Source organism: Actinosynnema sp. NPDC002837 (genome assembly GCF_040295345.1).
Classification (GTDB): Bacteria; Actinomycetota; Actinomycetes; order Mycobacteriales; family Pseudonocardiaceae; genus Actinosynnema.
Genome location: NZ_JBEOVG010000143.1, coordinates 1 through 15,500 on the forward strand (window position 1 = coordinate 1; position 15,500 = coordinate 15,500).

Below are 15,500 nucleotides of genomic sequence, written 5' to 3' on the forward strand. Positions count from 1 at the left end.
ATCGACGACACGGTCGTGGCGTTGATCGAACGGATGGCGCGGGAGAACGCCAGCTGGGGCTACCGCCGGATCCAGGGCGAGCTGCTCAAACTCGGCCACCGGGTAGCCGCCTCGACCATCCGCCGCGTGCTCAAGCGCCTACGCATCCCGCCCGCACCCGAGCGCGACACCGACACGTCGTGGCGGCGATTCCTGCGCGCCCAGACCGCGAGCATGCTGGCCTGCGACTTCTTCCACGTCGACTGCGCAGTCACCCTCAAGCGCGTCTACGTGTTCTTCGTGATGGAGGTCGCCACGCGCTACGTCCACATCCTCGGCACCACCACCAACCCCGACGGGGCATGGAACACCCAACAAGCCCGCAACCTGCTCATGGACCTCGGCGACCGGGCCGACGACTTCCGGTTCCTCATCCGCGACCGGGCCGGCCAGTTCACCGCGTCCTTCGACGCGGTCCTCTCCGGTGCAGGCTTCAAGATCGCGAGAATCCCGCCACGGTGCCCGCGAGCCAACTGTTACGCGGAGCGGTTCGTCGGCACCGTCAGACGCGAAGCCACCGACCGACTACTCATCCTCAACGAACACCACCTGCGGGCGGCCCTGGACCGCTACGCGGCCCACTACAACCACCGCCGACCCCACCGGGCGTTACAGCTCGCACCACCACGACCAGAGGACGGACGCGGCGAAGCCCGCACTGGAGAACCGCGATCGCCGCACCCTCGACCTCGGTCGCGCGCTGACGGCGATCATTGCCGACCTCATGACGAAAGCGACTGCCGCCGAAGAGAAAGCCACCTCCGCTAAGAACACCGCCAAGGAACTGCAAGATCAACACGACCAGGTCGTTCGCAACGACGGGGTGGCCAGGGCACGCGCGGAGCAGTTCACCAACCGCAGCGCCGACATCACCTCGAAGATCGACCGCGCGGTGGACCAAGGCCTGCTGCCCGACCCGGCCTCTTTGCCTCAGGTCTGCGAGGAAGCGCTCACTGCGGTGCGTTCCGCCGAGGACTTTGTGGAGAGCATCGAAGACTCGGCCCTGGACCTTGAGGAGTCCCTCGAACTGTCCCGGCAGGAGATCGCGGCGCGCAAGAGTGCCGTCCAACTCGCTGGCCAGCGGCATCGTGCTGCCCTGACTGCGGTTCTCGAAGCCGACGCCGCAGCCCGGGAGTTGGCTGACCAGCCTCGGGTGACCCGAGTTGTTCGACGGTGCCGAGCTCAGCTTGGAAAGCGATGTGGGTGTGCTCATCGAGGCGTTGCGGACCGCCTGGCGTGGCGCCGACACCGTCCGGATGGCGCTCAAGGTGGAGGAGACGGCGGACGAACGAGCACGATCCGCATTGGACGGCGGCGGGCTGCTACCCGAGCCGACCGACGTGATCGCCGTACGTGAGGCGCTGTCGGCGGCGAACATCCGGTGTTGGACAGGTTGGGACTACCTCTCCGACATCACCGTGGAGTCCACGCGGAGCCGACTCCTGCGCATGGCGCCGCACCTGCTCGGTGGCGTCGTGGTGAACGAATCGGACGACCTGGAATAGGTTTCCTTCGCCGACGGCACGATCCGGGTCAGGTGAGCACGCCGCTCAGCGCGCTGGCCTGGGTGCGCCAGCCGACCTGGTTGGGCGTTGTGCTTGCCGAGAACGCCGTCCGTGCAGTTCAGGCGGCATGGTGGTACTCGTTGAGTATGTCACCCAATCGTTGTCGTCGGCAGATGTCCAGTCGGGTGTCGGCTGCTTGATCGGTGGCTGGTTGTGGCAGTGGTTGCAGTGTCTGGCTTTGGCGATGCCTTGGTGGGCCGGTGGGTGTTGTAGAAGTGCTCGTACTCGCGCAGGGCGTGGAGCAGGTGCCGTTGGTTCCGGATCAGCGTTCGGTCGAGGAGTTCACGGCGGCAACTGCGGATCCAGCGCGACATGATCGCGTTCATCCACGGTATCCGGACACCGGTGAGGACGACCTGGATCCCCGCGTGGGCGAGGACGGCATCGAACAGCGCTGGGTACTTCCCGTCCCGATCGCGGATCAGGTACCGCATAGAGCTGCCCGCGTCTTCGAGGTCCATGGCGAGGTTCCTTGCGGCTTGGGTGACCCTGTGGGGTGTCAGAACTCTGCACGGGGATGCTGAGCTGCGAGGATCGCGCACGCTGGCCCTCCAGGGCACGATCGTGAGGTGGGGCGTTACGACTGCTGTACCTGATCTTCGTTCGACTCGGTAACTGGCTGGTTCTGCTCGGCCGATCCTCCGCGGCCAGGGACGTCGAACTGCTGGTACTGCGGCACGAGGTCGCCGTGCTGCGCCAGACCAACCCCCGCCCGCAGTTGGACTGGGCCGATCGCGCGGTGCTCGCCGCGCTGGTTCGCCGACTCCCCCGACGGCTGCGCGAGCACCGGTTGGTGACACCGGGCACCATCCTGCGAGGGCACCGACGACTGGTCGCGAAGAAGTGGACCTGCCCCGACCGGGCAGGGCGCCCGCCGATCGACGACACCACCGTGGCACTGATCGAGCGCATGGCGCGGGAGAACACCGGCTGGGGTTACCGCCGTATCCAGGGCGAACTGCTCAAGCTCGGCCACCTGGTAGCCGACTCGACCGTACGGCGCGTACTCAAGCGCCTGCGGATACCACCCGCTCCCCGGCGCGACACCGACACCTCCTGGCGGAGGTTCCTATCTGGGGTGCACAGCGCGGGAACGCTGCGCGCCGCCGGGCGTCCGATTGTTTCGGTGGCACAGGCGAAACCGCTCGCCGCACGAGGCTCCCACCAGCTACCGTCGTGGATCTACGGGGGTGGGAGCGTGGCCGGTTTACATCTGGTCGGGCGCGAAAGCGAACTCGCGGCTGCGGGCGACGTGCTGGCGCGGGCCGAGGGAGGCGCCGCCCGGCTGCTGTTGTCCGGCGAGCCGGGCATCGGCAAGAGCGTGTTGTGGGAACGCGTGCTGGCCGACGCCGCCGGGCGCGGCTACGCGGTCCGGTCGTGCCGCCCGGTCGAGTCGGAGGCGCGGTTGGCCTTCGGCGGCCTGGTCGACCTGCTCGACCGCGTGCCGGACGACGTCCTGGCCCTGCTGCCCGGGCCACAGCGCACCGCGCTGGAAGTCGCGCTGCTGCGTCGCCAGGCCGACGACGGCGCGGGCGACCCGCGCGCGGTGTGCATGGCGGCGCTGAACGTCATCCGCTCGCTGGCCGCGCGCACGCCGGTCGTGCTGGCCGTGGACGACGTGCAGTGGTTGGACGAGGCCAGCACGCGCGTGCTGGAGTACGTGCTGCGCCGGCTGGCCGACGAGCACGTGGCGGTCGTGGTGTCCGTCCGAGACAAGGAGGGCGACCCCGCGCCGCTCGGGCTGGCCGGGCAGGACGACCTGGTGCACATCCGCCTGGGCGGGTTGAGCATGGGCGCCCTGCACCGGATGGTGCGCTCCGCGTTCGGCCTGCCGCTGCCGCGCCCCACGCTCATCCGGCTCCAGCGGACCTCGGGTGGCAACCCGTTCTACGCCTTGGAGCTCGCCGGTGTGCTCGGTCGCGACGGCGGCGCGACCGTGCCAGGCCTGCCGCTGTCCGCGCCGCGTGCGTTCAGCGAGCTGCTGGAGGACCGGGTGGTCGCGCTGCCGGATCCCAGCCGGGACGCCTTGCTCTACGCCGCGGCGCTGGCGCAGCCCAGCCTGGAGCTGGTGGCCCGGGCACTGGGCGACGCGGAACTGGCCGAGGAGGCGCTGGCCGACGCCGAGGACCACGGCATGGTCGAACTGGTGTCCGGCGCCGTCCGCTTCACCCACCCGCTGCTGCGCTCGGCGGTCTACTCCGCCGCGCCGAACGGGCGACGGCGGCGGGTGCACCGACGACTGGCGGCCGTCGTGGACGATCCCGAGACCCGCGCGCTCCACCTGGCTTTCGGCGCGAGCGGCCCGGACCCTGTGGTGGCCGAGGCGCTGGACGGCGCCGCGCTCGCCGCCCGGCAACGCGGCGCGCCCGAGACCGCCGCCCGGCTGTGGGAGCTCGCGGCCGGCCACGTGGTCGACCCGGTCCGCAAGGCTGGGCTGCTCGTCTCGGCCGCGCAGTGCCTGTTCTTCGCCGGCGACGCGAACCGGGCCCGTGACCTGTTCGAAGCGGCCGTCGCCGACCTGCCGGCAGGGCCGGAACGGGTGGCGGCGCTGCTGGAGCTGGCGGTCGTGGTGTTCTACGGTGACGGGCCGGTCAAGGCCACCGCGCTCAGCGACGAGGCGCTGGCCTCAGCGGACGACCCGGTGCTGCGGGCGACGGCCTACCTGCGCCGGTCGTGGTTCTGCCAGAACGACACCGCCCTGCGCTACCGCAACACCCGGCAGGCGCTGGAGGCGATCACCAGCCACGAGGCCGCGGCGCCCGACGACCTGGTGGCGTGCATCCTGGTCAGCAGCGCCTACTACCGGCTGCTGGCCGGCGAGGGGCTGTGCGACGACGACCTGCGGCGGGCCGCGGCCCTGGTCTCGCCGGCCGACGAGTCCCGCGACGCGCGGATGGCGCGCAGCCTGCTGCGGGTGATCACCAAGTACACCGATCCGGTGCGGGGCAGGCAGGAGTTCGCGCGGTCGCGGCACGCCTCGCTCGACCGGGGCGACGAGGCGGTCGCCATGCACGAGCTGGTCCACCTGACCGAGCTGGACGTCTGGCTGGGCGACTGGTCCCTGGCCGACCGGGAGGCCGCGGAGGCCGTCGACGCCGCCGAACAGGCCGGGCAGCGGCCGTGGATCGCCTACTCGCTCTACACCCGCGCGCTGGTGGACGCGCACCGCGGCGACGACGACACGGCGCTCGCCGCGGCGACCGAAGGGCTGCGCATCGCCACCGAGTTGGACGATTCGTGGGTCGTCGTGCACGTGCGGGCCGTACTGGGCTTCGTCGAGCTGTCCCGGCACGAGCCGGCGGCGGCGAGGGCGCACCTTACCGCGGCACTGGAGGTCTGCGCGGCGGTGGGGCTGGCCGACTTCCCGATCAGCTCGCTGTACGGCGACCTGATCGAGGCGACCGCGGAGCTCGGCCTGGTGGCCGAGGCGGAGGCGCTGCTGGCCGACCTGGAGCGCCGCCGCGACCTCGCGCCGCGGCCGTGGATCACCGCCGTGGCGGCCCGGTCGGCCGCGCTGGTGCGGATGGCGTGCGGTGACGTGGCCGGCGCGCACGAGGCGCTGTGCTCCGCGCCGGTGCTGCCGATCCCGATGCCGTTCGAGCAGGCCCGCACCGACCTGGTGCGCGGCCGGGTGCTGCGGCGGCGCAAGGAGAAGCTCGCGGCACGCGAGGTCCTGCTGGCCGCCGGGCGCGAGTTCGACCGGCTGGGCGCGCCCCGCTGGGTCGAGAAGACCGACACCGAGCTGCGCAGGTTGGGGCTGCGCCGCGACGACGAGCACGGCCTCACCGCCGCTGAGCTGCACATCGCCCGGCTCGTGGCCAGTGGGCTGAGCAACCGGGAGGTGGCCGCGGCGGCGTACGTGACCGCCAAGACCGTCGAGGCGCACCTGAGCCGGATCTACCGCAAGACCGGCGTCGGCTCCCGCCGCGAGCTGGCCCGACTGGAGTTCCTGCGCAAACCGCCGGACTAACTGTGGGGTCGCTCCCCGATTCGTCGGGGGGTACCCGGACCGCACGATTGGTGCATGACAGCGACGGAGACGACAGGGCGGCGGGCGACGCGGCTGTTCCTGGTGGAGTGCTACCTGCCCGGTGCGGACCCGGACGAGGTGGCGACCGCGATGCGCTCCGTGGTGGCGGCGGGTCGGGAGGCCGCCGCGTTCGCCTGTTGCCTGGCGATCCCGGGCGACGACAGCTACTTCTGCCTCTTCAACAGCGGCACGACGGAAGACCTGGAGCTGACGTTCCGCCGGGCCGGGGTGCCCTTCGAGCGGATCGTCGAGGCCACCCAGGTCAGCCTGGGCGTGGCGGAGGCAGCACTCGCACGACTGGGGGAATGATGCGCAACCCGGAAAGCCTGACGATCCCGATCGAGCTGGACCGCACCACGCACCGCCCGTTGCAGGAGCAGTTGGCCGAGCAGCTGGCCGGGGCGGTCGACCGCGGCCTGCTCACCGTCGGTTGGCGGCTGCCGTCCACGCGGACGCTGGCCGAGCGGCTGGACATCTCGCGCGGGGTCGCCCTGGCCGCCTACGAGATCCTCTACGCCCGAGGTTACCTCGAGGGCCGCCGGGGTTCGGGCAGCTACGTCGCCGACCGCAGGGCGGACCCGCCCACCACGCCCCTCACGCTCCCGGCGTCGACGCGCAACGCCGACCGGATCGACTGCACACCCGGGCGGGCGACCGAGGACGGGTTCCCGCTGGCCGCGTGGCGGGCGGCGTGGCGGCACGCCAGCTTCCAGCCGCCGCCGCTGGGCGAGCTGCCGCGCGGCGGCCTGCCGGAGCTGCGGCGGGCGATCGCCGAGCACCTGCGGCGGACCCGCGGCCTGGCGTCCGACGAGCACGAGGTGCTGATCACCGCCGGCATCTCGCACGGGATGCTGCTGGCGATGGAGACCTTGGGCGGCGGGCCGCGCGTCGCGGTGCCGGACCCGGCTCCGCCGGCGCTGAGACGGGCGGTCGAGCGCGGCGGCGGCACCGCCGTGGCGCTGCCCACAGACCGGGACGGCGGGTGGACCGGCGCGGTGCCGCCGTCCTGCGCGGCCGTGTTCGTCTCACCCGACGGGCAGCCGCCCTTCGGCCCGGTCATGTCGGCGCTGCGCCGCCAGCAGCTGGCTGACTGGGCGCGCCGGGAGGACGGCTACCTGCTGGAGGTGGCCGACGACCACGTCGTGCCCTCCGCCGCGCCGTTGCCCCGGCTGCTGCACCTGGCCGGCGAACGCACAGCGGTGGTGGGCGACTTCCGCACTGTGTTCACCCCGTCGCTGCGCGTCGGCTACGTGCTGGTGCACCGCGACATGCTCGACCCGGCCCGGTGCACGCTCCAGGACCACGAGCAGCCGTCGCACACGGCCCAGTCGGCCATGGCGCGGCTGCTGGCCGAGGGCAGCGTCGTGCGCCGCCTGCACCAGCTCGGACGTCTGTTCGAGCACAAGGACGCCGTGGTGCGGGCCGCGCTCGCGCCGCTGGAGCCCGCGGTCCGGCTCGCGCCGCCCGGCGCACCGGGCACGGTCGTGGTGCACCTGCCCGACCGGATCGACGCCGAGCAGGCGCACGCCGAGCTGCTCGGGCGCGGCGTGGTGGTGCCCACGCTGGCGTCGTTCCACCTGCCCGGCCGCCCGACGGGCAACGGGCTGGTCCTCGGGCACGGGCACCTGCCCGACCGGGCGTTGCGCACGGCACTGGGCGAGTTGGTCGCCGTGCTGCGCGCCGCCCACCCCGTGATCGACCGGGCGAGTGGCCTGTAGCACCGGCCGTCCCGGTTCCCCGCGCGGTGATCCGCGCGGTGCAGCACGACGAAACGAAGGGGAGGAGTTTTCGTGAACATCCGCAAGGGAATCGCGGGAGCCGCGCTGGCCCTGGCCGCCGCCGCGCCCGCCGTGACCACCGGCGAGGCATCGGCACTGCCGGCATCCGCGTGGATGCCCGCCTACGGCGCCTACACCGCGGTCTACGACGAGTGGCACGCGATCGTGGGCGAGTCGTCCTGGGAGGACATCTACGTGTCCTGCCAGACGCACGGCCCCGGTGGTGTCTGGGGCACCCAGCTGTACCTGTGGTCTTGGGTTCCCGGCGCGACGCCCTCGGGTGGCGTGTGGGGGTACGTCGACTCGCGCAACGTCGACAACTACAACCAGAACGGCATCTCGGGCATCTCGTGGTGCGTGTACGGCGACACTGGCGGCGGCGAGGGCGGCGGCAGCCCCTGGTGACCCGTCCGAGGCCGGCCCCGCCCCTTCCTGGGGGGAGGGGCGGCGCCGGCCGTCTCGTGGTCAGACCTCGTCGTCATCGCCTCGGCGCAGTTCCCGGCGCGCGTCGGACACCGACCGCGCCAGCTTCGGCAGCCTGCTCGCGCCGAACAGCAGCACCAGCACCAGCAGGATCAGCAGGATCTCCGTCGTTCCCAGCGGCACGGCACGCTCCTCTCAGGACAGGGGGACGGTGTCGGTGTGGACCAGCCGGGTGGCGGCGATGCCGTTGTTGCCGTTGCGGTGCTGCTCGAACTCCTCGACGGCCAGCCTCAGCGGACCGGCGCCGGTCGGCAGCGACACCGTGCCCGACCAGGTCAGCTGACCGCCGCTGGTGGTCGGGTCGGCCAGCACCGCGGTGTAGGACAGCCCGGCCGGCTGCCAGCGCAGCACCGGGTCGGTCACGCCGTCGAGCTGCCGCTCCACGGTCACCCTGATCTCGTTGAGGTGGCCTGACTGGGTGAGCGTCGCGCCGGGGCCGGTCACCTGGACGGTGCGGGTGGGGCCGCTGCCGGTCACCACGACCGTGCGGTCGGGCGCGACCTGCATGAAGTCCGCCGTCACCACCGAGGACAGGTGGCAGTCGACGACCGACTTCGGCTGGAAGCGGGCCAGGGCCAGCCGCACGAACGGGAAGTAGCCCTCCAGCGCAGTCTCACCCTGCCGGGTGATGCGGATGTCGGAGTACCACAGCTTGCGCTCCGCGTCGAAGGCCACGTCGTGCGCGGCGACCTTCAGCCCGGTGGTCGGGAACTCGGGGACCGTCATGCCGGTGCCGAAGTAGGTGGCCAGCGGGAACGAGGTGTCGAGCACGTCGTCGGGCACCGAACCCGAGTGCTGGGTCGCGTCGTTGCCCCACATGGTCACCGCGCCCCGCAGGTGTTCCGGCACGTCGCTCGCCGGGTCCGGCCACAGCAGCACGGCCAGCTTCTCGCCGTCGCCGCTGGACCACCACGGCCGCTCCAGGTACACCCGCAGCCCGCCGCCGCGCCGCACGCTCTGCCCCGGCGCGGGGTTCTCCCAGCGGAAGATCGGCACGACCTGGCGGATCTTCGGCGCGGCGGGGCGCGCCGAGCTGAAGATGTCCTGCTCCAGCACCGCGGCCGCGCTGCGGGTGTCCGGGCGGACGAACGACACCTCCAACGTGCGCGGCGACGTGAGCCCGCCGTTCGCGGTGCGGCGGAAGGTACCGGTGGCCGCGTCGGTGACCACGTAGTCGCCCGGCGCATTCCGCGGATCGCTCCCCGGCGGGGCGGGCTGGTACTGGTCGCCGGTGGCCTTGTCCACCACGACCAGGTGGGCCGGGTCGACCGGCACGCCGAGCACGTGCTGATCGCCGCTGAAGGCGACCTCCCGGCGCTCCTGGAAGAACTCGCCGAAGCGGGTCGCGGCCCGCACCTCGTACCGCACGTGGCGGTACTTGGTGTCGCCGAACTCGTGCCGCGCCTGGAACTGCACCGCCTCGGTGGCCGGCGTCGCCCCCTGCACCGGGTCCAGCGCCACGGTGATCGGTGCGGCCCGGAAGTCGCGGGTCGGGACCTCGTCGGACACGCCGTCGTCCACCGGCATCCGCCAGCGCGCGGCGAACTCCACGCTGCCGCTGCTCTTGCGGCTGACCCGCATGGACGACCCGAGCAGCGCGTGCGTGGAGCCGATCCGCCCCTCGTTGGGCCGCTTGGCGGTGACCCCGGCGATGTCCGGCACGGTCAGCGGCTTGCGCACCGCGTGCACCAGGGTCAGCGTCCGGGACGGGGTGAACATCCAGTGCCGGCCGCCGACCACCGACTCCCGGACCGCGTCGATGTTCACCTGGTCGGTCGGGTGGGCGGCGTTCCAGTCGGCCGCGCCCTGCTGGATCAGCGGCCACAACGCCATCAGGTTCAGGTCGGCCGCGTCGAACTGGGCGGAGAGCTGGAGCTGGTAGCTGTCGCCGGGCATGAGCCGCACGGTCAGCAGGCGCGCGGACTCGGTCCACGTCCAGCCCGGCGTGCCCTGCTGGAGCCGGATGCGGAAGCCCTTGGCGACCGGCCAAGTGGCCGGGTCGACTGCGGTGATCGTGGTGGACGTGGTGCTGCCGGGCAGGCCGCGGACCAGGATCCGCCGGGCCAGCGGTTCGGGCAGGTACGGCACGGGCAGCTGGTCGGTGTCGTAGTACCAGTACCGGTCCGCGGGCGCGGGCAGGGCGCGCGCGGAGGCGTGCTGCTCCAGCACGGCGGCGTCCCGCGTGGCCAGTTCGGCGTAGCGGGCGGCGTCCATCGGCCTGCCGGTGGTGCCCTGGTCGAGCATCCCGTGCTGCTCGGCGACCTGCACTGTGGTGCGGGGCGGCAGGACGTGGCGGTCCACGGTGCCCACGGCGGTGTCGGTGCCGGTGTTGCCGCGCAGCACCATCACCTCCAGCGACTCGCCCTCGCCGGGTGCCGAGCGCAGCAGCACCTCCGGCGCGGCCACCGGCTCGAACCGGCGGAAGGTCTCCACCGGGGTGCTCGACACCGCGTCGGTGACCGCGTCGGCCTGCTCGGTGGACAGCGAGTTGCCCGCGATGTCCACCACCCGCGCCCGCAGCCGGTACCGCCGGCCGAACCGCAGTCGCGGCAGGGCGCGCGCGCCGAACCGAGTGCGGAACGGGAAGTCCGGGTCGAGCGGCGCCTCAGCGTCGGCCAGGCCGTTGTCGCCGGTCAGCGCCTTGCCGGGGCGGCCGACCGCGAGGCTCCAGCCCGCCCAGTGCACCAGCGACTCCTGGATGTACAGGTCCTCGTCGCCGGTGGCGCCGGAGGTCGTCGGCGCGGTCTGCGCCGCCGTCTCCTCCAGCACCGGAACCGCTTCACCCGTGCGCGCGAACACGTACGTGCCGTCGCGCCACATCAGGGAGAACCACTGCCCGGCGTTCTCGTCGCGCACGTCCCACCGGTAGCCCCGCACCACGTCGTCGGCATCGAGCGCGATGTTGTCGGTGATCTTGTCCGGACCGGCGAACGCCGCGTCGTTGAGCGCCCGGCCGCGCTCGATCCGGCCGGCCAGCCGGACGGCCCGGGACAGCCTGCCCACCGAGAACCCGGCCGTGCGCAGCGCCGGCAGCGCCTGCTCGTCCGGTGTGCTCGCACTGCGCTTGCGCACCTGTCCGCCCTGGTCGACGCGCATCCGGGTCACCGTGTCGGCGAACTGGCGCACGGCCAGCGCGGCGCTGTCCGGGTCGACCTGCACCACGGCGAACCGGTCGGCGTCGCCCACCCTCAGCAGCCCGTCGCGCAGGTCGCTGTCGGAGTCCAGCGGGGTCGCGGTGAACACGTGGCCCTGCGCGCCCTTGCCCACCCGGCACCGCATCGTGGGCCGCACGTGCACCGCCGAACCCGTGCCCAGCAACGGGTTCAGGTCGGTGACCACCCGCACCCGGGTGACCTGCTCGTTGCCGCGCACCAGGGACAGCACGGCCGGGTCGGTCGACTCGAAGTCCAGCACCAGCCCCAGCAACCGCTGGAGGTGGTGGTGCTCCCGGGTCATCGCGACCACCTGGTGGAAGTCCAGCTTCGGCGCGGGCAGCGGTGGCAGGTCACCGACCACCGGATCCCGTCTGCGGTGGAACCGCTCCGCTTGCAGGAAGGTCAACCCCATCCCGTCGGCGGTGGTGGCGTCACCGGGCCGGAACGGCACCGCGCACTGCGCCGGGTCCTGCGAGTCGGGGCTGAACATGCGCTCCAGCTGGCTGCGCAGCCGCCGCTTGCGGTCCAGGCCGGATTCGGTCCCGTTGCCGTCGAACTCGAACCCCACGGGGCCGAACGCGTCGGCCGCGGCCAGCTCGTCCAGCGTCGGGAACCGCTCGGGCGACCGCGCACCGAACCTGCCGTAGCGCTGGTTGACGAAGTCGCGCACGTGGCGGGTCGGGTAGGAGCGGATCCGCCGGCGGGTGAACCTGGTCTGCGCGTGCCCTTCGACGCGCGAGGTCCGGGTGAACAGCGCCGTCCAGCGCCGGCTCTCCGGTTTGGACACCCGTGTGGCCGTGGCGCGCACCGGTCTGCCGGCCTGGTCGAGGATGTCGGGGAACTCCAGCCGGAACGCCGCCGGTGAGACCCGCGCCGGCCAGTCGAGCCAGTCCGGGAACCCCTCCAGCGTGCCCGGCGCGGGCTCCGGCAGCAGGCGCGGCGCGACGTGCACGGAGAAGCGGACCAGGTCCAAGCCGGGGGTGACCCCGTTGGGCAGCACGGTCCAGGTGATGGTCTGCTTGCTCATGATCACGCTCCGACGGGTGCGAAGGCGGCGCAGTAGCTTGCCCAGTCCTGCTGGGTGAAGGCCGCGCCGAACGGGTGTGCGGGCACTTCCGGCGCCGCGGCCAGGGCCGCGCGATCCCCGCCCGCCGCGCGCCCGGTGGCGGGCGCGGAGGTCTTGGACAGCTCGCGCCGGGTCCGGACGGTGAAGGTCTCGCTGTAGAACCACGTCTCGATCGAGACGCTCACGCTCGCCTCGCCGACGAGCGCGGACCTGCCGTCGGTCTTCTTCTGGTACGTGAGGCCCAGGTAGAACTCGATCGACACGCTGACGATGCCGAGGAAGTCCAGGGCGCCGCGCAGCCGCAGGAACGCGGTGAGGCCGGCCTGCGAGCGGACCACCTCCGCGCCGTTCTCCACGACCTTGACCTTCTCCAGCAGGTAGGAGATGCCGCCGACGGCCTCGACCCCGCCGCTGGCGATGCCGACGTCCAGCGCGAACGCCGCGCCGAAGGTGAACCCGACGTCCAGCCGTTCCAGGCCGTCGGCGCCCAGCGCGATGCCCGCGTAGCCGCCGCCGGCGAACCAGGAGATGCGCAGGTTGAACGGCCGGTCCCGGGTGTTGAGGTCGAAGACCACTCGCACCGAGCTGCCGTCGAACGGGATCGCGACGGAGGCGGCCACCGCCAGTTCCTTGAGCTCGAAGATCCCGAGCGACACCGTGGGCAGCCCGAACCGCAGCCCGGCCTGGACCCCCGAGGTGCCCGCGGTGATCTCCACCTTGCCGCCCAGGAACGAGCACAGCTCGGCCAGTTCCTCGACGAACTCGAAGGCGTTGTGGAAGCTGACCTCGCGGATGCGGCAGTCCACGGTGGGTTTGGCGCCGCCGGTGTGCTTGAACCGGAAGTAGTCGAACTTCACCGAGATGACCTGCCACGACTTCTTGCCGAACAGGTTCAGGGCGAAGTCGCGCAACTCGCCGTCGACCCGGTAGGTGGACTCGACGCCGTCCTGCACGGGGTCGGTGTAGACGGCGTGCACCTTGAGCGTCTTGGCGTTCGGGGCGGTCGACAGCGGTTCGAAGACCGGCAGCTGCTTGGGCCCCTCCTGCAACGGGGGCGTCCAGAGCAGCGTCCACTCGTGGACGCCGACGTCCTCCCGGAAGTGGTGGCCGAGCTTCGGCACGACGAGCGCGTTCTGCTCGCCCTCGAGCGGGGTGGACAGCAGGTCCTTGATCGCGAGGCCGCCGAGCACCTTGGCCTTGGTGGGGTCGGCGAACACCTTCGCCGGGTCGTAGTACTCCGTGGCCGCCTGGGTCACGTCGCCGGTGATCGTGCCGTTCTTGGCCGACCGCCCCCGGATGCCGCCGTTGGGCGTGGCGACGCCGGTCGAGGCGGCGGGGAACTCCAATGCGGGCGGCACCGGAATCGCCGGGTGGGTGGCCAGGTAGACCGCGCCCCTGTTCCCGGCGTGGTCGATGCCGCCGTCCAGGTAGGCCGCGGCGTACACGAACGACGTCGTCGCCGTCGCGGTTCCGGTCAGCGCGGCGACGTCGGGCAGCCGCAGCGCGGCCAGTTCCAGGCTGGGGACGAACGGCGCCCGGCCGGCGGCCACCAGCGTGCTCATCGAACCGTTGGCGGCCACCGAGTTGAACACGAGCTGGTCGGTGGTGGCCGCGGTGCTGCCCACCGGGTACGGCCCGCGCTGCGCCAGGGCGATGGTGCGGCCCCCGGTCTCGGCGGTGCGCACGGCGCCGGCGGCGGGGTCCGGGGAGTTTCCGGTGTTGTAGGCGTTGCGGAGGTCGGTGAGCAGCCGGGTGGCGTTCGTGTCGGTGACCGTGCTCTCGGGCACGAACACCACCGCCGCGGAGAAGTCGACCTCGACGCCGTCGTGGTCGGTCCCGCGCAGGTGGAAGGTGACCGGGGTGTCCGGCGCGGCGGCGGCCCGCGGCACGAACGACCGGACCGTCGTGGTGGACCCGGTGACGAAGTCCGAGCGCGTGGCCTTCAGCGGCGGTGTGGTGCGGGTGACCACTCGGATCGCGGTGAAGGGCAGCTCACGACCGGCGTGCGGCATCGTGTCGTCGCCCGCGTAGGCGCGCACGGGTTGCTGCACCACGATGTGCTGGCTGCGGTGCACGTAGGCGTACCAGGGGCCGGGGGTGCCGTCGGGGTTGGGGCGACGCCCGAACCGGCGCTCGGCGAGGTTGACGAGCGAGGCGCGGTGACCGTAGGGGAACAGGAAGCCCGCGTCCTCGGTGCGCACGAGGTGGTCGCGGCCCAGGGTGGCGCGGTGCTGCCAGCCCTTGAGCCCGAGTCCGCCGGTGGGCGGGTAGGTCCACCGGCCCTCGGCGTCGAAGGTCGCGCCCAGGCTGCTCAGCGTCAGCTCCGTCACGTCGATCGGCTTGGGCAGGGCCGGGTCGAGGCTGGTGCGCAGCGTCGGGTCGGCCGACAGCCGGACGATCGAGAACCGCTGCCGCGGCGTCAGCACGTGAGCGATGTCCTCGGTCTCGGGCACCGACGTCGGGTTCTGCACCCATGTGGCCATCTGCGGGTCGGAGAGCCAGATGGCCCGAACCGTGCGGCCGGTCGCGTGGTCGTCGACGGCACCGGACCCGGTCTTGGCGCCCAGGCGGGTGTGCCACAGCTCGGTCCACCCGTTGCGGGTGACCGGTGCGGCGGAGTGCTGCCAGCCCTCGTTCTCGTTAGGTGACAACAGGATCCGCCACGGCAGCTCCAAGGCGGTCTGCGTGTCGGTCGGCGCGACGAGCGCGGACGCGGTCTGGGTCCTGGTCGCGGTCGGGGCCAGGCTCGGGACGAAACCGGTCCACGCCAGCAGCGCGTCCACCGTGACCGCCATCGGCAGCGCGGCGGTGATGTCGAAGGCCAGCCGGCTGCGCCCGGCGACCCTGGTGGCGAGCGGGATGTCGGTCAGGCGCAGCGGGTCGGTCAGCATCCGCTCCAGCACCGCCTGCGGCGGGAAGTGCACCACCAGGAACGCGCTGCCGGTGGTGACCTTGCGCAGTTCGGCGCCGCCGGAGGTCTGCACCACGTCGGCGTTGAACAGGTCGACCCGCAGGTTCAACGAGTCCTCCCGGCGGCGCAGGTGCAGCGACCGGGTCGCGGCGGCGGCCAACACGACGTCACCGGTCGCGTCGTCGTCACCCGTGGGGCCGCCCGCCGACGCGACCGCGAGCACCAGGCCGCCCGCGCCGGCCAGGTACAGGAACCGGCGGCGGCTGAGGTTCTTGCCGGGGTCGCCCGGCGGTGGCAGTTCGTTCTCGCTCATCGCTCGTCCTCTCGTGTGCGGTCGGTCGACCGGGCCTGGGTCCCACTCGTGCTGAGCGAGGTGGGGCCGGCCCCCCCGGGGGGGCCGACCCCCGAGGGAAAGACGACTCGAGAAGACACCCATCAAGAACAGCAAACCACACTAATAAGAGGGGGTGGTG

Annotated in this window: 10 protein-coding genes; 6 read left to right on the forward strand and 4 right to left on the reverse strand. The window is 72.4% G+C overall.

Annotation, left to right across the window (positions count from 1 at the left end; genetic code table 11):
• Positions 1–15: 15 nt before the first annotated feature.
• Both ABTZ99_RS42895 and ABTZ99_RS42900 read left to right on the forward strand, forming a co-directional pair.
• Positions 16–807 carry an integrase core domain-containing protein gene (locus tag ABTZ99_RS42895; RefSeq protein WP_499618837.1) on the forward strand — a complete coding sequence of 264 codons (792 nt, stop codon included), beginning with the start codon at positions 16–18 and terminating at the stop codon, positions 805–807.
• 419 nt (positions 808–1,226) lie between these two features.
• Positions 1,227–1,544, forward strand: coding sequence for a hypothetical protein (locus ABTZ99_RS42900; protein WP_499618839.1), 318 nt, complete (start codon positions 1,227–1,229; stop codon positions 1,542–1,544).
• 149 nt (positions 1,545–1,693) lie between these two features.
• Here ABTZ99_RS42900 and ABTZ99_RS42905 read toward each other — a convergent pair whose 3' ends face one another.
• A complete protein-coding gene (locus tag ABTZ99_RS42905; RefSeq protein WP_499618841.1) occupies positions 1,694–2,065 on the reverse strand; it encodes an integrase core domain-containing protein in 372 nt (123 codons plus the stop codon).
• Between the two features lie 227 nt (positions 2,066–2,292).
• Here ABTZ99_RS42905 and ABTZ99_RS42910 point away from each other — a divergent pair, with 227 nt between their 5' ends.
• The 4 genes from ABTZ99_RS42910 (at position 2,293) to ABTZ99_RS42925 (ending at position 7,817) form a co-directional block, all read left to right on the forward strand.
• Entirely contained in the window at positions 2,293–5,574 is a 3,282-nt protein-coding gene (locus ABTZ99_RS42910) for an ATP-binding protein (protein ID WP_499618843.1), read from the forward strand.
• A 54-nt stretch (positions 5,575–5,628) separates the two neighbouring features.
• Positions 5,629–5,943, forward strand: coding sequence for a hypothetical protein (locus ABTZ99_RS42915; RefSeq protein WP_499618845.1), 315 nt, complete (start codon positions 5,629–5,631; stop codon positions 5,941–5,943).
• Positions 5,943–7,352, forward strand: coding sequence for an aminotransferase-like domain-containing protein (locus ABTZ99_RS42920; RefSeq protein WP_499618847.1), 1,410 nt, complete (start codon positions 5,943–5,945; stop codon positions 7,350–7,352). The genes ABTZ99_RS42915 and ABTZ99_RS42920 overlap by 1 nt, the downstream gene beginning before the upstream one ends.
• A gap of 72 nt (positions 7,353–7,424) precedes the next feature.
• Positions 7,425–7,817, forward strand: a complete 393-nt coding sequence (locus ABTZ99_RS42925) for a hypothetical protein (RefSeq protein ID WP_498782266.1) — start codon at positions 7,425–7,427, stop codon at positions 7,815–7,817.
• A gap of 60 nt (positions 7,818–7,877) precedes the next feature.
• Here the strand turns inward: ABTZ99_RS42925 and ABTZ99_RS42930 are convergent, their stop codons facing one another.
• The 3 genes from ABTZ99_RS42930 to ABTZ99_RS42940 are packed head-to-tail and all read right to left on the reverse strand — an operon-like array spanning position 7,878 to position 15,340.
• Complete coding sequence (locus ABTZ99_RS42930) at positions 7,878–8,018, reverse strand: twin-arginine translocase TatA/TatE family subunit (protein WP_499618849.1); 141 nt, start codon at positions 8,016–8,018, stop codon at positions 7,878–7,880.
• Positions 8,019–8,030: 12 nt separating this feature from the next.
• On the reverse strand, positions 8,031–12,077 hold the full coding sequence (locus ABTZ99_RS42935; protein WP_499618850.1) for a hypothetical protein: 4,047 nt from the start codon (positions 12,075–12,077) through the stop codon (positions 8,031–8,033).
• Between the two features lie 2 nt (positions 12,078–12,079).
• Positions 12,080–15,340 (reverse strand): hypothetical protein, encoded by a 3,261-nt coding sequence (locus ABTZ99_RS42940; RefSeq protein WP_499618852.1) that lies wholly within the window; start codon positions 15,338–15,340, stop codon positions 12,080–12,082.
• Positions 15,341–15,500: the final 160 nt, after the last annotated feature.